The organism is Bacillus tuaregi (assembly GCF_900104575.1).
Classification (GTDB): Bacteria; Bacillota; Bacilli; order Bacillales; family Cytobacillaceae; genus Bacillus_BD; species Bacillus_BD tuaregi.
The window spans coordinates 2,125,122-2,142,733 of record NZ_LT629731.1; the positions used below are offsets into that span (position 1 = coordinate 2,125,122).

18 protein-coding genes and 3 pseudogenes are annotated in these 17,612 nt (G+C 38.7%); 17 read left to right on the top strand and 4 right to left on the bottom strand.

All coding sequences use genetic code 11. From position 1 onward, the window contains the following. The first annotated feature begins 94 nt into the window (after positions 1–94). From BQ5321_RS12450 to BQ5321_RS12480, 7 genes and pseudogenes are all read left to right on the top strand, one after another. Positions 95–637 carry an NADPH-dependent FMN reductase gene (locus BQ5321_RS12450; RefSeq protein WP_071396895.1) on the top strand — a complete coding sequence of 181 codons (543 nt, stop codon included), beginning with the start codon at positions 95–97 and terminating at the stop codon, positions 635–637. Between the two features lie 382 nt (positions 638–1,019). After that, positions 1,020–1,625, top strand: coding sequence for an IS607 family transposase (locus BQ5321_RS12455; RefSeq protein ID WP_071394798.1), 606 nt, complete (start codon positions 1,020–1,022; stop codon positions 1,623–1,625). Between the two features lie 227 nt (positions 1,626–1,852). Continuing rightward, a complete protein-coding gene (locus tag BQ5321_RS12460; RefSeq protein WP_071394799.1) occupies positions 1,853–2,224 on the top strand; it encodes a zinc ribbon domain-containing protein in 372 nt (123 codons plus the stop codon). Between the two features lie 212 nt (positions 2,225–2,436). Next, positions 2,437–3,515 (top strand): annotated as a pseudogene (locus BQ5321_RS12465) (DUF3626 domain-containing protein). A gap of 200 nt (positions 3,516–3,715) precedes the next feature. Beyond that, on the top strand, positions 3,716–4,528 hold the full coding sequence (locus BQ5321_RS12470) for an alpha/beta fold hydrolase (RefSeq protein ID WP_084786762.1): 813 nt from the start codon (positions 3,716–3,718) through the stop codon (positions 4,526–4,528). A gap of 157 nt (positions 4,529–4,685) precedes the next feature. After that, positions 4,686–4,895: a hypothetical protein gene (locus BQ5321_RS12475; protein WP_071394801.1), complete on the top strand. Its 210-nt coding sequence runs from the start codon at positions 4,686–4,688 to the stop codon at positions 4,893–4,895. A gap of 259 nt (positions 4,896–5,154) precedes the next feature. Continuing rightward, positions 5,155–5,826 (top strand): DNA alkylation repair protein, encoded by a 672-nt coding sequence (locus BQ5321_RS12480; protein ID WP_071394802.1) that lies wholly within the window; start codon positions 5,155–5,157, stop codon positions 5,824–5,826. 411 nt (positions 5,827–6,237) lie between these two features. On the opposite strand, the gene BQ5321_RS24835 is transcribed toward BQ5321_RS12480, so the two are convergent. The 3 genes from BQ5321_RS24835 to BQ5321_RS12490 are packed head-to-tail and all read right to left on the bottom strand — an operon-like array spanning position 6,238 to position 8,466. Beyond that, positions 6,238–6,369 (bottom strand): hypothetical protein, encoded by a 132-nt coding sequence (locus BQ5321_RS24835; protein ID WP_261798763.1) that lies wholly within the window; start codon positions 6,367–6,369, stop codon positions 6,238–6,240. 29 nt (positions 6,370–6,398) lie between these two features. After that, entirely contained in the window at positions 6,399–8,195 is a 1,797-nt protein-coding gene (locus BQ5321_RS12485) for a PDDEXK-like family protein (RefSeq protein WP_071394803.1), read from the bottom strand. A 37-nt stretch (positions 8,196–8,232) separates the two neighbouring features. Further along, the gene (locus BQ5321_RS12490) at positions 8,233–8,466 is read right to left on the bottom strand and encodes a hypothetical protein (protein WP_071394804.1); all 234 of its coding nucleotides are present in this window, start codon (positions 8,464–8,466) and stop codon (positions 8,233–8,235) included. Between the two features lie 380 nt (positions 8,467–8,846). On the opposite strand from BQ5321_RS12490, the gene BQ5321_RS12495 reads away from it, so the two are divergent. After that, positions 8,847–9,695 carry a sialate O-acetylesterase gene (locus BQ5321_RS12495; protein ID WP_071394805.1) on the top strand — a complete coding sequence of 283 codons (849 nt, stop codon included), beginning with the start codon at positions 8,847–8,849 and terminating at the stop codon, positions 9,693–9,695. A gap of 203 nt (positions 9,696–9,898) precedes the next feature. On the opposite strand, the pseudogene BQ5321_RS25195 reads toward BQ5321_RS12495, so the two are convergent. Beyond that, a pseudogene (locus BQ5321_RS25195) lies at positions 9,899–10,679 on the bottom strand (Rpn family recombination-promoting nuclease/putative transposase); the annotation flags it as partial. Positions 10,680–10,884: 205 nt separating this feature from the next. Between BQ5321_RS25195 and BQ5321_RS12505 the strand changes: the two are divergent. From BQ5321_RS12505 to BQ5321_RS12540, 9 genes and pseudogenes are all read left to right on the top strand, one after another. After that, entirely contained in the window at positions 10,885–11,244 is a 360-nt protein-coding gene (locus BQ5321_RS12505; protein ID WP_071394806.1) for a hypothetical protein, read from the top strand. 38 nt (positions 11,245–11,282) lie between these two features. Further along, positions 11,283–12,038, top strand: a complete 756-nt coding sequence (locus BQ5321_RS12510) for a conserved phage C-terminal domain-containing protein (RefSeq protein WP_071394807.1) — start codon at positions 11,283–11,285, stop codon at positions 12,036–12,038. Further along, positions 12,031–12,375, top strand: a complete 345-nt coding sequence (locus tag BQ5321_RS12515; protein WP_084786764.1) for a replicative helicase loader/inhibitor — start codon at positions 12,031–12,033, stop codon at positions 12,373–12,375. The genes BQ5321_RS12510 and BQ5321_RS12515 overlap by 8 nt, the downstream gene beginning before the upstream one ends. Next, the gene (gene dnaB, locus BQ5321_RS12520) at positions 12,372–13,670 is read left to right on the top strand and encodes a replicative DNA helicase (protein ID WP_071394809.1); all 1,299 of its coding nucleotides are present in this window, start codon (positions 12,372–12,374) and stop codon (positions 13,668–13,670) included. Before BQ5321_RS12515 ends, dnaB begins: the two co-directional genes overlap by 4 nt. A 245-nt stretch (positions 13,671–13,915) precedes the next feature. Further along, a complete protein-coding gene (locus BQ5321_RS12525) occupies positions 13,916–14,341 on the top strand; it encodes a PH domain-containing protein (protein WP_071394810.1) in 426 nt (141 codons plus the stop codon). A gap of 211 nt (positions 14,342–14,552) precedes the next feature. After that, positions 14,553–14,870, top strand: a complete 318-nt coding sequence (locus BQ5321_RS12530; RefSeq protein ID WP_071394811.1) for a PadR family transcriptional regulator — start codon at positions 14,553–14,555, stop codon at positions 14,868–14,870. After that, positions 14,867–15,574, top strand: a complete 708-nt coding sequence (locus tag BQ5321_RS12535; RefSeq protein ID WP_071394812.1) for a DUF2812 domain-containing protein — start codon at positions 14,867–14,869, stop codon at positions 15,572–15,574. Before BQ5321_RS12530 ends, BQ5321_RS12535 begins: the two co-directional genes overlap by 4 nt. A gap of 24 nt (positions 15,575–15,598) precedes the next feature. Then, positions 15,599–15,721, top strand: a pseudogene (locus tag BQ5321_RS23750) (helix-turn-helix domain-containing protein); the annotation flags it as partial. A 512-nt stretch (positions 15,722–16,233) separates the two neighbouring features. After that, positions 16,234–17,313 (top strand): NAD(P)H-dependent flavin oxidoreductase, encoded by a 1,080-nt coding sequence (locus BQ5321_RS12540; protein WP_071394813.1) that lies wholly within the window; start codon positions 16,234–16,236, stop codon positions 17,311–17,313. The last annotated feature ends 299 nt before the right edge of the window (positions 17,314–17,612 follow it).

A 17,612-nucleotide genomic window follows, 5' to 3' on the forward strand; every position in this document is an offset into this window, starting at 1 on the left:
AATGTTTACTTGTATAAGGAATAATTGTAAGTGGGTGAGGTAAGTGGGATTATTAAATAAATTATTTGGAGCAAAAAATGAGGAGGAAGAAACCATGACAAAATTAAACATTGGGATTATTATCGGATCTACACGTGAAGGACGCGTGAGCCCGCAAGTAGCGGAATGGGTCAAAGAAGTAGCAGATAAACGCGGGGACGCAAACTATACTATCATTGATATTGCCGATTACAAATTGCCGTTGCTTGGTGAAGCAGGTGCGGACGCTTCAGGTGCAGCTGCATGGTCAGAAATCATTGCAGCACAGGATGGATTTGTATTTATTGTTCAAGAATACAATCATTCCATTACAGGAGCACTGAAAAATGCATTAGATTATCTTCGTGAAGAATGGAACAATAAGGCAGCTGGAATTGTATCCTATGGTTCAGTTGGTGGTGCACGTGCAGCGGAACATTTACGCGGGATTTTAGGCGAATTGTTAGTGGCTGATGTTCGTGTTCATCCAGCCCTCTCCTTATTCACTGATTTTGAGAATGGTACGGACTTTAAACCACAGGCGGTACAAGAGGATTCTGTTCATCAAATGTTAGATCAATTAATTCCTTGGTCAAAAGCATTATTCACTATCCGCTAAATCCGAACAAATTTTTCAGGTAAGCTAACATGGATAGGAGAATACAAGATTTTTGCTAAATGATGGTTTAATATAAGAGGCTTTTTACAAGTTGAATAAACTTGTGAGAAGCCTCTTTATCTATTTATGAACGGAGTATCAATCGATGGGGAGCCGTTAAACAAATCTTGTCATTTGATTGTAGCGGCTTTTAAAGATGAAACCTTTACTTTTCTATTTCGTAAAACTATTAAACACAAAATTTTTGGAGGACCTACTTGAAAGATATGTTGAAAGGGGCTAGATAACTGTTTGTTTAAAATTATCCAAAGTTAATCTAAATTACTTAAATTAAGCAAGTAAATATGTTACACTTCATCTACAAAGGTGAGGTGTTTTTATTATGTTCACAATTAGAGAAGCGGCAGAAATGTTAGGAGTGGCAACATCTACGTTAAGAAGGTGGGAAAACGAAGGAAAAATTAAGTCCGTTCGTACAACAGGCAACCACCGTCGGTATACTGTTGAAGAATTATCTAAAATAAAAAAAGTGAAGCCATTAAATGGAAAAATAACCGTAGGTTATTGTCGCGTTTCTTCTTCTGATCAAAGAGAAGATTTGAAACGTCAGGTAGAACTGGTGAGTATGTATTGTACGGCAAAGGGGTACGGTTTCGAAATAATAGAAGATCTGGGAAGTGGATTAAACTATAACAAAAAAGGTTTAACAAAATTAATTAAAATGATTCAATCGAATCAAGTGGAACGTGTGGTTATAAATTATCGAGATCGGTTGATTCGATTTGGTATGGAATTAATCGAACAAATTTGCGAGTTTCACGATGTGAAAATAGAAGTCATTAATCAAACAGAAGACAAAACATATGAACAAGAAATGGTAGAAGATATATTATCCATTTTAACCGTATTTAGTAGTCGGTTATATGGAAGTAGAAGCCATAAGTCAAAAAAATTAAAACAAATGGTGGAAGAAGTTATAAAAGAATAAAATTATTCAAACTTACTTATTCTTACTTGAAATATCACCTGAATAATCTTATAATTAGGTTAATTATCAAAGAAAGGAGGGAGAAAACTTGAGTATAACGTTCAATCGTAAGGTGGAAATTATTTTTCCAAAAGAAACCACTTATGCCTTAGACGGTCAAAGTAAAATATGTAATTGGCTGTATAATCAATTAATTCAAGCTGCCCAAAATGATTATGAGAATGNTGTTGAATCAAACACATATTGGTGAATTCCGTAAAATATTACAGTGGGTTGCTTCTAAACGTGGGAAACAATATAAAATAGTAAACGAAAGAAATACAACCAAAGAATGTTGTGTTTGTGGTCATAAAGAAAAGAAAGAACCGGAGGTTCGTTTGTTTATTTGTCTTTCTTGTGGACATACCATTGTTCGTGACTTAAATAGTGCCATTAATATGGCTAAAAAGATACAAATATTGTCTGGCTCGGACTGGGTGAAAAAGTGGAAGCTCGCTTGTATCACCTATGCGGTAAGGTATGATTTGTTCGCAAATCATGAGAAACCGATTGCATCCGTTAGAAATAGCGGTGCAAATAAATTGAATCCTATGGCTTGACCAAGGGAGCAAGGTTTACTGGAAAACTTGCCTCTAAGTAGTATTTAAGTAAGTTTAGGTAAATTTTGTAGAGCGGCAATAGCGGTACTCTTAGGCTTCGCAATATGGGAAGGAATGAAAAACTTATGGGGCTAGATATCAATAAGACGGACGATAGAAGATTTTCTTAATAAATGTTTGAAAAATCATATACTAGGAGATTTTTTTCTGATATGGAATTCACTAAGTCACAATTAACAGCTTTGGAACATATTACAGGATATGCAAGAAACCATGCTGAGAAAGCTAAAAAAACAATCAACCATATATTAAAAATGTCTAATATTTCAGAGGAAACTTTTGCAGATGCTGTTAATAAAATAAAGGATCATGCCAGGATCGGCTTACATTTTCACCCTGATAGACCAAATTCATCTATGAAAAGTATTGCTGAAGCACTCTTAGAGGACGGAATCTATAAGAGTCAGTTTGAAACAGGTTTATCTAACGGCAGCGTTTCGGCGTATTCTGGTGGTGAGAGAGACCTTTGGGAGAAAAAATGTTTGGCGGTGCCTATCAACTTGAAGGGACAACCCCTAACCAACGTCCTAAATATGGTGCGTTAAATTTGATGTTGCATCCAGATGGACCTGCTCCACGGTTTGGTTCATGCTATTTTCTTTTAGCCCCGAAGGTTTCATATCGTTCCACTTATACCTATATGGATTCGCATCAAGACCCAAAAGAAAAGGGAACCTATGAAGAATTTGACATGATATTGGCTGCACTCTTAGAGGAAGCGTTCTTAAGAGATTTTGCTCTTGGTGAAAGAAATCTGACACCAGTTAGCTTAGTTAAGCATTTACTGGTTCAGCTTGAACGACCATTTACCGATCCTGCAACCAGAAAGCCAAATAGAAATCTTAATCACTATATTGAAGCACAAATCCATGGCGATATTTCACTTCAAGATGACGTGGAAATGCTTGTTGCAGACCCTTCTTTCAAAAAGACGCCCTTAGGGAAGGTCTTAGAAGAACTATGTCGAAAATATTCCATTGAATTGTTTTGGCACAGCGGGTTTGTACTTAGGACAGACGAGGTTCCACCAGATTTTAGGGGCCCAACCATGCCTTCCTTAGCGGAACGGATAGGACAAAATAATGTGATTGATGCGAGTATCATTGGAGCTGCTGTATGGGACTTAACACATAATCCAGCTTCTTGGAGTGAGCGAGGTCCTTATGAGGAGGTACTTCAGGAATTGAAACTATTATGGCATGTTTTAGTGAAGTATGGAAAGCCAATGTAATGGTGGAACGGATTTAGTCGGTAAGTAAAATCATTTGATGAATCCCACGATACCATTTCCATATGCACGCTCCTATATTAATAAAAAATGAAGTTAATTCTATATCAATTTTTTCAGGAATCTGTTAATAGAAATGTCAACTCATATATGTATGCTAAAAGGAATATATTATTGTAAATCCTTTTCAGGGGGAATCATGTGTGGGATATTACGTGAAGGTAGAGCCTGGCATTAAATTATATGTAGAAGACATAAATCCAAAGGGCAGAAAGACCCTCGTCTTTTTACATGGCTGGCCGTTAAGCCATAAACAGTTTGAATATCAATTCAATGTTCTACCCGCAATGGGATATCGCTGTATCGGTATAGACTGGAGAGGATTCGGAAAATCAGATAAGCCAATAAGTGGTTACCATTATGACCGATTGGCAGATGATATCCGAACCGTCATTGGCGTGCTTCAATTAGACCATTTCACATTAATTGGTCACTCGACAGGCGGAGCAATCGCCATTCGCTATATGTCCCGCTATAATGGCTATGGAGTATCCAGCCTAGTCCTTGTAGACGCTGCAGCTCCTATCGGCTTTACGGCAGAAACGGCAAATCGATTGCTTACGCAAGCGTTAAATGACCGTCCTAAGATGATGCAAGAGGTAACAGACACCTTCTTCTTTCAATATATCACAAGCTCCTTCTCTAAGTGGTTTATTCAATTAGGGCTCCAAGCAGCAGGCTGGTCCACCGTAGCCATCATCCAAACACTTAGAGATGAGAAGCTTTATTCAGATTTGGATAAAATACAGGCACCGACCTTAATCATTCATGGCGTTCACGACAAAGTCATTCCATTTGCACAAGCTCAGGAACTGAAGCAAAAGATCAGACATTCACAGCTTGTTCCGTTTCAATATAGTGGTCATGGTGCTTTCTGGGAAGAACGCGACAAGTTTAACCAACTATTAAGGCAATTTAATGGTTCTATCCATGAAGGCTTCAATCAAAAAAGATAATTCTCAAACAGGCGCTTAACCGAAGCAAGGGTAAGCGCTTCTTTTCATTTTTGGGCCATATTGCATAGTAGGTGAAACTAAATATCACATTAATCGTAATATAGCTAAGGTCAATTGAAAAACTGCATTGGTTTATATATTGATAGGAGGGTTCATAATGAAAAGAGTTTGTAATCAATGTCAAACTGAAATGATAGAAGATTGTAAAGTGACGGTTGAGGGTGATTTGGCTGGAATAAAAATTAGTCAAAAAAGGAAAGGTCTTTTCCATAATATATCGGCAAAACCCAAAGCAGCTGTATGTCCAAATTGTGGTTATGTCGCTTTCTATATTGATGAGTTTAGAGAATTCGACGGGCGAATTTGATCATAACCTATATAAAAATGGTTGTTCTTCTATTATAGGTGGAGAAAGCATTAAATACGATATATTTTACAATATTAATAAAGGTAAACTATCGAGGCACACGACTATAATTCTTCGATTCAGTGGGGGTTCAAACCCCGGGTGAATGAGTTTAGCCTCCGGCGACTCTTGCGATTTTTTAATGGTCATTTACCCGAGCGAGCTTAGGTAATCCGGACGCAAATTCGACGGGCGAATTTGATTAAAGGAGTTGTATTAAATGAATGAAAAGAAAGGTACCGAAATAAAGATTTCTTCAAAAGCAGAAAGTATTCTAACTCAGATTAATAGTCAAACGAAGCTAGGCGACATACGTAAAATCGCAAAGGAAATTAAGAAAGATCACGAACTAGCGATGGAACTTTGGTCAAGCGAGGAGTTTCTTCCCAGACTATTAGCCATCTTAATTATGGATAAAAAACTTCTTTCACAAGATGTACTAAATAAGCTCGATAAGGACATGCAGACTCACACTTACGATGAGCGAAATAACTTAATGGATTGGCTAATGGCTAATCAGCTCACCAAAGACAAGAAGCTAATTGCCTTGATGGAGTCATGGAAAAATAGCCCTTCTGCGCTTCAAAGGCGAGCTTTCTGGTATTACCAAGCGCGATTGAGATGGACGGGACAAACACCACCAGATAACACCGAAGACCTACTATCTGCATTAGAAGCTAATATGACGCAGGAAGAACCGGAAGTTCAATGGGCGATGAATTTTACCGCTGGCTGGATAGGCGTTTATGATGAACAGAACCGCGCACGTTGTATGAACCTTGGTGAGAAGACGGGTCTTTACAAAGATGAAATGGTATCAAAAGGATGTACTCCCAACTATTTACCAGAGTTCATTACGATTGAAGTGAACAAACGACAAAATAAATTGTGAAGTACAGCTATCCAGCTGCACAGTACAAAGATTCTATTCAATAGAAAAAGCTCTTCCACAATCGGGCGCAATCCAACAGAAAAGATCGTGCTCCTTTTGCTTTTATCGGGCAGATTCAGTTCGGTTCTTCCTGAAGGAATGTCACTAAATTTGTTGATAAACTAACAATCCACGATGGAAAAAACATTTGGATTTTTGGCTGGAGAAAATTCAGGAAAGGGGTAATTTATCGAGCGAGCTCAGGTAATCCGGACGCAAATTCGACGGGCGAATTTGATTTGAAGGAAATTCGAAGTAAGCCTGTCCCGACATCTACTTCAGGTAAAAATACGCACAGATTCATATTTTATCTGTGCGTTTTGATTCTAATTCCCGTATACAAACACTGCTTGTTTGTATAGTATCCACAACCTAATTTTCATTTATTTTATCTTCTAATTCTTTTATTCTCTTTTCTAGTTTCTTGATTTTTTCTTCTGAAAATAAGGCAAAAGAGAACGCACCTACCGCTAATGAAAAGGCTAAAATTTCCATAGCACCCAAATTAGACCCCCCTTTAGATTAATCATACATTACTTATCCAGATTCATGACAACCTCATCAAAAATCTCTTCAAGTTTTTGTAGAATTTCTTGAAGTTCTGTATTATCATACAGTGTATTAAATGTCTGCATCATTCTATTTTCTTCCAAACCTTCAATCGAAAGGGTTTCAGAGTGTATTCGGTTAAATTTGGCTTCTGGTGTAAGACCTTTCTTTGTGATTCGAATGCCTTTTTCCTTTAGGTTTTCCATTAGCATCACTCGTTTCTCAGCTTCAAGGGGACCAACCTCTAACGTGAAAAAGATAGAATCAGCTCTTATTTCCATCCAGAACAGAAACGGACCATTGTCCCACCACCATTTTTCTCTTGTTTCACCCAATTTCTCTTTATACGCATCAAAAAGCGGTATTTTAAAGGAAAGGTGTTTTGATGACACACGATAATGGTCTTCAGGAATCTTCCTCGTCTCCATCCAGCATTTGAAGGCACGCTGCACTTGAACCCTCGATTCCTTTATACTTACTTCCGCTGCAGGGGTTTCTTCCATTTTCGGGTTCTCATTATTCAATATCGCTGCCAGCTGTTGCCGTAATAAAGTGAATTCTGAGCTATTATATAGATTTAGCATCGCCTGAGTAATCTCCGCCATATCATCCCACTTATTTACATCTGCTTTTTGCGAGAAAAATCGCGTATATCGCGCTTTCTCTAACTTCGAACCCTCTTTAAACGTCAAGCCAGCTCTTTCTAATTGTTGAATTAATGCCAGCCTATCCTCATATTCAATCGGCCCCAATTCAGCAATCATCCGTAAACGACTATCATTGGTTTGTTCAAACCAAACGACTAACCCTTTGCCCAACCAATAATATGGCTCCTTTACATGAACTCGGCTAATCCCATTCCATTCAGGAGGCAATAGATAGGGAAGGGTTGGATGTGCTTTAAAAAGGACTTCCTCTTTAAACTGCTGCTTGATGAATCTTTCAAAGCTATACGAAAGAATATTTTGACCATGCTTGTAAATATACTGAATGGTATTTTTATATTTCATGATGAATTCAAAGCGATATCCCGATTCAAAATATAACGGCTTATAAATCGATTCTGCTTCCCCAAACAACTCCTCAATGGTCTGCTTATGATTGCGATAAATATCTATCGCCTGCAGGATTTGTTCCTGGTTAGGATAGAAACGTTCCTCGAGTAACCGATCATAGTGCTCGATAAATTTATACACATCATCACTTAGCTGGTCCTTATATAGCATTAGAACAGTGTTCAAGATAGATTCAATTCGTTCATAGGTAAGAATAAAATACTGTGGATTCGAAGGCTCTTCGCCAGTAAGAGTTAAATAAATGGGAATGACCGTGAAATTCTTAAAGTTCTGCTCAATAAATTCCAAGTAATCATCCAGCTGATTTTTTGATTCAGTCGTATAAAATTTATTCTCAATCAGAAAGACCGTTTTCATTTGTTGGTTTATAATAAGCAAATCAATATACCGATTCTTATTCGTTTTAACTTCTCGATAGACATGAGAATCCATTAGAGAGTGATTCAGAATTTCTCCAACATTTTCATATTGCGATTTCGCAGTGTTTTCCTCGATTAAGATAAGATGCTCAACCAATTTACGCAGAAAATAATCACGCAAACCATGGTTTTCCTTCGGACTTAATAACCAGGCCAAAACATTGGAATGGCGAATCTCATGATTTTCTAATTTAAGGATTTTTAATGTATTAAAGGAATTCACCTGTTGGTTGAGCTGCTGGAAGGTTGTATCGTTTTCTAAATCAAATAAATCTCTTATTTCCACAATCATTCACCTCGAGTGTCAGTTAATAACTTATGAATTATTCTTCTTCTAATTTAGCTATTATGATTTCAGTAATATCGTGATTTTTATCGTAGGTGACTTTGATGATCCTGCTCACGATATGTTCCCTTTTTATTTGCTTAATCCAATGAATAGCAGCTTCTGCGGCAGCCATATCCAAATCCTTATTGTATTTTTCTATGGGGAAATTCCCTTTTCTAAGTATCTCACTTCTTTGCCCAAAGTAAATAAGCTCAATGAATACTTCCATCTTTCCACCTTCTTATATAAATGACCTGTATAGTTGTTAACTCTTATCTATTTTACCATAAATAAGAACATTTGTTCTTATTAAGGCGATATTAATATGAAAACTCACTAACCATGGCAGTGAGTTTTTGATCATGAATGTCTCAGAGCACACTAATCAAATGTTAGTTTTGAATCTACCTATTAAGGCTGTCAGGACGATGGACCTTTGTCCCACAGTCTTATAAAAGGGCGCTATCCAGTAACAAGGGAAGCGTTTATTTTCCTTTTAGCGCAATTAGTTAAAAGATAAAATCGAATTGAAAAAAAAGTCTAAGTAAGCTACTCTTATTCCTATTCAGTCTAATTAGGGCTTTGTAAACAAAGAAAGAAGGTTTTTCTATGAAATCGATATTATTAATCGGACAATCGAATATGGCGGGCAGAGGATTTATCGAGGATGTACCGCCAATTTATAATGAGAACATCCAGATGCTGCGTAACGGTAGATGGCAAATGATGGCAGAGCCGCTTCATTTTGATCGTCACGTTGCTGGCGTTGGGCCGGCAGCCTCCTTTGCACAGGCTTGGACAGAGGATCATCCTGGCGAGTCCATTGGGCTCATTCCATGTGCCGAAGGGGGAAGCTCGATAGATGAGTGGGCAATGGATGGGATATTAACAAGACATGCGATTTCTGAAGCAGCATTCGCTATGGAAACAAGTGAACTAGTGGGAATCCTGTGGCATCAAGGAGAAAGCGACAGTTACGGAGAACGTTATAAGACGTACGAAGGTAAATTACGTTCATTATTAAAACACTTAAGAGAGGAATTGAAGGCACCAGATATCCCGATTATCATTGGTGAGTTGGGACATTATCTTGGAGAAGTCGGATTTGGAAAAAGCGCAGTAGAATATAAACAAATAAACCAGATATTATCTAACGTGGCACATACCGAAAATAATTGCTATTTTGTCACAGCAAAAGGCTTAACCGCCAATCCTGATGGAATTCATAAGGATGCTGTTTCCCAAAGAAAATTTGGCTTAAGATACTATGAAGCTTTTTCCAAACGAAAGCATGTGTTAGATCCTTTGGACAGAGAGCTAGATTGGATTGAAAAGGAAGCAAAACGTGTACTAACCAAAAAGGAGCGTATATTTGTTCAAAGCACGAAGTTTGCCTTAGGACAATTGAGTTTTGAGGAGTTTTCTAATAATATCACCAAGATTAATGAAGGTAAATAATGCATTAAAGTACTCTTAAGAAAAAATATAACCGTTAAAAAGACCACTTCCTACTACTAAGGTTAGTGGTCTTTTTAAAATCCTTTCTCTTATTTCTTCTTGTTTCTTTTTTCCTCAGCCTTTTTATTATTTTCAGCCACTCTAAATTTTACGATTTGAGTCATTAATTCATAAGGAATCGGCTTTTCCATTGGAAATTGAACTTCTTTCCCTAACCTCCGCTCACCTCGAATGTTTGACAGTTGATCGCGTAAAAACTTTAATCTAGCTTCGTATAATACTTTATTTTCCTTATTGGCACTCAGATTCTCCCATTCAATTAGAGCCTCTCGCACTTCCTGTTCATTCAAGGCTAATTCCTCCAGTTCGTGAAAAATGTCTTCATCAATGGTGTTCTTTTGATAATCCGCTGCTGATAACATCATTAACCATGGGTATTCAACAGGTGGGTTTAATTTCATTTCTCTTCGATATTTTTTCCATTTTACCATAAATTGTGATAGGTCAATGGAGTGAATTTCGATGTGAGGACACCAGAGAAAATACTCGATATCTTCTCTTAGATGAAAAATATTGTGGAAGCTGTCTGTATCATGCGGGAAAAAGCGGGTAATTTAGGATGCTAATCATGATTGTTGGGGTTAGCTGGAGATAATCCTCACTAGATGCAAGGGACGAAGAAAATAATTTGGACCAATAATAGAGGACTCGCTGCGGCATATCATGCTGATCAACCAATTGAATTTCAACATTAATCATTTCACCACTTGAGGTCGAAACCAACACGTCCAGCCTGATTGTTTTTTCATCAGGTACATTTTTCACAAGCTCTGTATTTTCATACTGTACTTCCGTGATACGGTCAGGCCCTGTTCGATGCAACAAAGCATTTAGAAAGGCAATCGTAATCGACTTGCGACTCGGGTGGCCGAAAAGTTGCTTGAACATAAAGTCCATTTTTAAATCGAGGTATTCTTTTGTCATAAGGTTTGTCCTTTCGAGGGAATAAGAAGATTCTAGAGGGGATTCATTTTCATTAAAGCGTAATTTTTCAAAGTATTTATATTTACCAATCAAAATCTACTCAACCATCCCACACTTCACAAAACCGTCACAAATCCCCCAAATTCATGGGACGTTTTGAACCCCTTTCTCTATATAAGAATAGTGAAAGGGTGGTGCAGAAGCCATGAAAATAAAATCTGGCGCAGTTGTTCAATTTGAAGCTTATTCACAATTTAAATCGGTGGAGGAGTTCCTCCAGCATGTGGAAAGGCTTCTCGTCGATTACGAGAAAGAACTGACGCAAAAGGAATGGGTGGCGTTATCCATGCTTGCTCAATATTCCACTATCATACCAGGAGTTTCTAATCCAACGATTGCGGTGATGCTGGAATTTATTCAAGAAAAGGATTACGACAAGATGATTTCACGGGCAACGTTCAAGCGGATGTTAACAAAGGCAAAAGCACTCGGGATCCTTACGGTAGTCGAGACGGAAAAAGAAAACGGCTTTCAGCTTAGCAATCTCTATATCTTCAATAAATAGAAGGACATAACAAACCGAAACCGTAGGGGGAACGCAATATGAGCAGACTATTAATTTCAGAAAAACCACTAATGGTGATCCCGTCCTTAGCCCAAAAAATCGGATTGAATGAAGCTATCATTTTACAGCAAATTCATTATTGGCTTCAAATCAGCCAGCATCATAATGAAGGAAGAAAATGGGTGTTTAATACCTATAAGGACTGGCAGCTGCAATTTCCTTTTTGGTCAGAATCGACGATTAAGCGAACGATCAAATCACTAGAAGAACAAGGGTATGTCATTTCAGCTAACTTTAACCGATTTAAAATGGATAAAACGAAATGGTACACGATTGATTATGAAAAAGTTGAAGCATTAGAGATGGAGGAGCTAATCAGTCAGGATTCCACCATAGTTCAGGATGAGACGTCTAGTGAATCATTTTGCCAAGAGGAAGAATGCGTCGTGAACCAAGCAATACCAGAGAGTACTACAGAGAATACTTCAGAGAATAAAAACAATATCCCTTTTTCCGAAATCATCACCTACTTGAACGACCAAGCGAATACCTCCTACAAGCCGGGAACGAAGAAAACGAAGGATCTGATTACCACACGCTGGAATGAAGGGTTTCGGCTGGAGGATTTTAAGCGAGTGATTGATTTAAAAGCACAGGAATGGCTCCATGATTGTGTTTGGAATAAATATCTAAGGCCTGAGACCTTGTTTGGACCGAAATTTGAATCGTATTGCAATCAAAAGTCTGCTACTAAGAAAATTTATTGTGAAGGAGATTTTAACCTTGATGACTAAGCGAGAGGTCTTCCAGCTGCTCAAGCTCATTTCCGTTTATTACGAAGCCTATGAAATTAACCAGGAAAAGGTCGATCAGTGGTTTATGATGTTACAGGACTATCCTTACAGTAGGCTGGAGAAGAATCTGCGCAAGCATGTCGCCTTTTCTCCTTACGCACCAAAGGTATCTGACCTGATTCGAACAGCGGACAACGGCTCACGAGCGATTCCAAATGTTGAAGAAACACTTGCCTTTTTATACAAAAAACAAAAACCAGCAAGCCCAGAGGTTGTCCAGCAATCGCTGACGAAAATACGAGAAATACTTGGCATCAAGAGAGGGGAAGTCCAATGAACAAAAGCCCTTATTACAGCTTGGAGGTAGAAGAGGCCTTCATCGGTTCCCTGCTATTGGACGGGGAGCTAATCAAGGAGTGCACCATTATTCCGGAGCAGCTCTATGTGCAGAGACTAAAGACCATTTTCACGTTTATGGTCAGCCTGGCTAAAAAAGGAAAGCCGATTGACATGGTGTCAGTGGCAGAGGAAGCAGGCAATGAGCTATTCCAGTTAGGTGGTGGCAGTTATCTTGTGGCCATCTCCGGAAGTGTGCCCTCAACGGCTAATTTTCACTATTACGAGGAAACCGTGAAGGAATATTTTCGAAAAAGAAAGACCGTGGAAATCGCCCATCGTATCAAGCAGGAGGCAGAGGAAGGGGATATCGAAATCATCCTCCGTGATGGAATTTCCCATTTGCAGCAGGTGGAAGATCATGGAGCTGTCCCGGATCAAGGTGATATCAAAAACGGTTTAATTGATCTTTATCAGGAGTGTGAAAAGGACCTAGGAGACCTTGGCGGAATTCCGTCAGGCTTTACCATGCTCGACCAGTTAACGGGAGGGTTCCAGGAATCCGATTTAGTCGTGATTGGTGCCCGTCCAAGCGTTGGAAAAACAGCCTTTGCCTTGAACCTGGCGCTACAGGCTGCAAAGGACGATGTGTCCATCATTTTCTCTTTAGAAATGGCGAAAAAGCAGCTGTTAAAAAGAGCCGTTAGCCAGGTCGGAGAAGTGAGCTCCGTGAAAATTCGAAATCCCTACCGGCTTTTTGAAGAACAGGACTGGAATCAGCTTCACAAGGCCATGGCTACACTATCTGAATTGAATCTACATATTTTTGATCAAGGTGGAATGGATGTGTCCTTTATTCATTCAAATGTACGAAAGCTGCGACGCAAATATGGGGAGGAGAAGCGAATCCTAGTCCTTATTGATTATCTGCAATTAATTCAGGGCGATTCACGGTTGAGGGGAAACCGGGTCGCTGAGATCAGCGAAATCAGCCGCGCTCTCAAGCAAATGGCAAAGGAGCTAAATGTCGTCGTCATCGCTTTATCCCAGTTAAGCCGTGCGGTGGAAAACCGGCAGGATAAACGTCCAATGCTGTCCGATTTGCGTGACAGCGGTCAAATTGAACAAGACTCCGATTTGATTGCCTTCCTGTATCGTGATGATTATTACGATCAACAATCAAAAGAAAAGGACCGTATTGAAATCATCCTTGCCAAGCAGCGAAACGGCCCAGTTGGAACGGTTCACCTGCGGTTTCAGAAGGAGTTTGGAAGGTTTGAGGAGTGGGTTGGTTGAGACTCCCAAAGGATAGTGTAATATGAAGAAGTCAGGGTACGCCGGGACGGTACTGATGTTTCATAGAAATTCTATATAGATTTTCCTATAGAGGTTTATATTGTCAATGAAATACCAGATCCGTACCGGTGTTTCACCAGGTTACGCTCCATAGAATAAGAGGGGAAGACTTTTTCATATTTGGTAAAACGGACAAACTTCAGCCGGTTGCAGTGATCGCTATAATATTGTTGGAGGTGATGGTCTTGAAATATTCCTCTAAGAAAGACCTTTGGTTAATGCTTTTCATTTGGATATCCATGCTCTTTTCAATAGGAAGCAGTATTTATGGATTAATTGTAAAGGAAGCGGGTATGGCTGGTTTTATCATCGTATCGTTAATGGGTGTCCTGCTACCGATTTTTTTCCTCTGGATGCTGTACTCAACCTACTACTTGGTCACGGAGACTCATTTAATCATACGGTTTGGTCCATTTAAACAGGTTATCCCGTTAGATTCGATAAAATCGGTGCAGAATACAAACAGTCCATTATCCGGTCCGGCACTTTCAATGAAAAAAATCGAAATTAAGTATGGAAAGTATGATAGCGTGCTTATCTCACCAAAGGATCGGGAGGCATTTATGGACATGCTGGTTGAAAAGTATCCAGAAATAAAAATAATCAAATAAAAAGCACTAATCATTTTCTGAACAGACGGACGGTGTTTATATTTTTTAACGGAGAGCCCATGTAAGGGTTCTTTTTTAATGGAAAAATATTACACAACATGATATATCAAATGATGATATATCTGTTGATACTTATATCACATCATGATATATTTATTTTAGATATATATCGTTTTGTGATACATCTTCGTAAGAGAAAGTAGGTGATGAGTTGAAGAAAACCGAGCAATTAACTGATTCGATGTTTTATATTATGGCGGCTTTAACTAAACCAAGGCATGGCTACGGGATTATGAGCTTAATTGAAGAAACAACGAATGGGGCCATTACGATCGGTCCTGCTTCCATGTACACGATTATTAAAAAGCTATTAAAGCAGGAGTGGATTTATTTGTATGATGGGTCGGATTCAAGACGTAAAACCTATCTGCTTACCGAAAAGGGCAGAGAAGTATTAGAAGAAGATGTGAGGATAAGAAAGTGTTTGCTTCGATTAGCAGAAGCGGGATTAAGGGAGGGTTATAAATGAGTCAAAAAAAGTATATGATGTCGGGTGGGTTAGCTTTTTCTGAGGATAAAGATATGGAAAAATTACGCCAATTATCTTTGAAAGGTTGGCATGTGAGTGATTTTAAGTTTATGGGATATACGCTTGAAAAGGGGGAAAGCTCAGAGTATATCTACAGTATCGATTATCGTTCATTAAAAGAGGATGAAAAAGAGGAGTACTTTGACTTTTTCGAAGCTTCTGGATGGGGGCACATTGCCTCACAAGGGGACATTCATTTATTTCGAGCACAGCCTGGAACGACACCGATTTATAGTGATCGTGATACAACGATTGATAAGTATGTGAATTCAAACGATTCTATGAAACGTCTCACCATCCCGATAGTAATCCTAACCGTACTCCTTTGGATTGGGGCAATGGTAAGCACGGGTACATTCGCATCCGTCCTACTTGTAATCGCATCGATTCTCAGTATATTTGCCTTCCCAGCAGCCTGGACCTTACTCGCCACCTATAATAACAAATGGAAGGCAAAAGGGGAAAAAGGATTCGTCTATCTATTGAAAACTTTATACTTCCTCCTCATCATTGCTTTATTCTTGTTAATTTTCTATGGTTCTGACCATGTCATTGGTCTTTTTGCATCCATGATTTTTGGAGCCGTCGCCCTTCCATTTGCTATTTGGGTCTTTATGTTTCTGTATCATAAGTTGCGTGTTTAGGTGAGGTATTAGGCACCATCCATTTATAAAAATCACGCAGGAATGAATTATGCAGTAAAGCTATATAACGAAGGAAGTATGACTGTTAATCAAATTTGTGAAATTACAAATGTATTTAGAGTAGGACTGTATAGAAAATTGGCAGAGGAAAAAATAATCCTTATGTTATTTAACTTCATTCAGCATGCATCCTCCACTTCTACAGGTGGGGGATGCATGCAAAAGGTCCTTCGATTCAGTGGAGGTTCAAACCCCGGCTGAATGAAGTTTCTACCAAAATTTTATGGTTGTAACATTGTATTTTATAAATTTACACAATTGTTGGGACTTGACTCTTATAAGCTTTATAGGCGACCGTAATACAAATTACCTGTTCCTGACGGTAGCTTATAATTGGAATAGGTACTCCTTCATTAAACCCATATGATTCATCTTAACCTAGGGTGCCTAATACCTTTCAGTAATCCCCGACTTGTAGAAGTGGAGGACTTCTATACCTGTCGCAAGCATTCAGTACAAAAAGCATTTGCTGAATGAAGTTAAAGTAGAATCTTCCATAAAAAAGGAATAGAATAAATCTATCTTTATCATTCTGAATTTTATATCTTTTCTGATTCACCATTGGGAAAAATTAATAAATATAGGAAAGGGGTAGAAAGATGATTACCTTAGATACACCCTTATGTGATGGATTAAATATTAAATATCCTATTATACAAGCTGGAATGGCTGGAGGCTCTACGACGGTGGAGCTAATAGCTAATGTATGTAATGCTGGAGGATTGGGAAGCTTGGGTGCTGCATACATGATGCCCGATGACATAAGGAAGGCCATTAGGAACATTAAGCAGCAAACCGATCGCCCTTTTGCCGTCAATTTGTTTTGTGTAGAAGACATCATCAACCAGAATGATAAGGAACACGAACACGAGGTAAAAGAGGTGTTACTTAGCCTTGGGGAAAATCTAGGCATTACGGAAGATCATATCCAGTTCCAAACCCCTAACCTGTTTAATGAGAGGTTTCAAGTTTTAATCGAAGAAGAAGTACCCATCATAAGCACAGCTTTTGGAATACTACCCGTTGATAAAATGGCAGCGGCTAAACAAAGAAATATAAAGGTAATCTCGATGGTAACCACAGTGAAGGAAGCAATGATTGCAGAAAAAGCAGGAGTAGATGTGATTGTAGCTCAAGGTAGTGATGCGGGTGGTCATCGAAGTACCTTTGATATAAAAGAAGATCCCATGGGAGCAAATATAGGAACTTTTTCACTCATTCCACAGGTGGTAGAGAATGTTCATATACCAGTTGTAGCTGCTGGAGGCGTCATGAATGGAAAGGGGCTAGTCGCAGCACTTGCTTTAGGTGCTCAAGGTGTTCAGCTGGGGACAAAGTTCCTGGGGTCAAAGGAGTCAGGCATTCATCCTCTCTACAAAAAAGCTCTCTTTGAGAGTACAGAAGAACAAACCGTCCTTACAAAAAACTTCTCAGGAAGGCCTGCGAGAGGCATAAAAAATAAATTTATCGAAGAATTTGATAGGTCAGGCGTTCACCCTTTAGCCTATCCTCTTCAAAATACAGCAACCAGTAGCCTTAGAAAAGAAGCCTTCAAACAAAATCAAATCGAATATATGGCGCTGTGGGCAGGACAAGGTCTTCGATTCATGCAACATGAAAATCATGCAGAAATGATTATTAAGGAACTGATAGACGAGGCTGAGGAAATCTTGGGATAAACGAAAGGTATTTAAGACAGAGAGCCTATAAACTAAAGGAACGGGTCAGATTATAGAGTAAAAAGGTGAGTGGTCTCGGCTAGCACTCTCCGTTACGTCATATGTTATTCCAAAATTATGATAATGGGGGAGATTAGCCATATGGAAATTCAAAAACAAAAATTCCAAAAAATTTTCGATAACGTTACAAAGAAAAAGCAAATACATGAATCGGTTCTTCTCGTAGAAAACTCCAATGGAGATGTTTCATATAGTTTTGGGTACGGGGGCTAGATAACTGTTTGTTTAAAATTATCCAA

Excerpts from the sequence above, each read along its gene's own strand:
- BQ5321_RS12450 (WP_071396895.1), top strand. The coding sequence starts at position 95 with ATGACAAAATTAAACATTGGGATTATTATCGGATCTACACGTGAAGGA.
- BQ5321_RS12455 (WP_071394798.1), top strand. The coding sequence starts at position 1,020 with ATGTTCACAATTAGAGAAGCGGCAGAAATGTTAGGAGTGGCAACATCT.
- BQ5321_RS12475 (WP_071394801.1), top strand. The coding sequence starts at position 4,686 with ATGAAAAGAGTTTGTAATCAATGTCAAACTGAAATGATAGAAGATTGT.
- BQ5321_RS12480 (WP_071394802.1), top strand. The coding sequence starts at position 5,155 with ATGAATGAAAAGAAAGGTACCGAAATAAAGATTTCTTCAAAAGCAGAA.
- BQ5321_RS12490 (WP_071394804.1), bottom strand. The coding sequence starts at position 8,466 with ATGGAAGTATTCATTGAGCTTATTTACTTTGGGCAAAGAAGTGAGATA.
- BQ5321_RS12495 (WP_071394805.1), top strand. The coding sequence starts at position 8,847 with ATGAAATCGATATTATTAATCGGACAATCGAATATGGCGGGCAGAGGA.
- BQ5321_RS12505 (WP_071394806.1), top strand. The coding sequence starts at position 10,885 with ATGAAAATAAAATCTGGCGCAGTTGTTCAATTTGAAGCTTATTCACAA.
- BQ5321_RS12510 (WP_071394807.1), top strand. The coding sequence starts at position 11,283 with ATGAGCAGACTATTAATTTCAGAAAAACCACTAATGGTGATCCCGTCC.
- BQ5321_RS12515 (WP_084786764.1), top strand. The coding sequence starts at position 12,031 with ATGACTAAGCGAGAGGTCTTCCAGCTGCTCAAGCTCATTTCCGTTTAT.
- dnaB (WP_071394809.1), top strand. The coding sequence starts at position 12,372 with ATGAACAAAAGCCCTTATTACAGCTTGGAGGTAGAAGAGGCCTTCATC.
- BQ5321_RS12535 (WP_071394812.1), top strand. The coding sequence starts at position 14,867 with ATGAGTCAAAAAAAGTATATGATGTCGGGTGGGTTAGCTTTTTCTGAG.
- BQ5321_RS12540 (WP_071394813.1), top strand. The coding sequence starts at position 16,234 with ATGATTACCTTAGATACACCCTTATGTGATGGATTAAATATTAAATAT.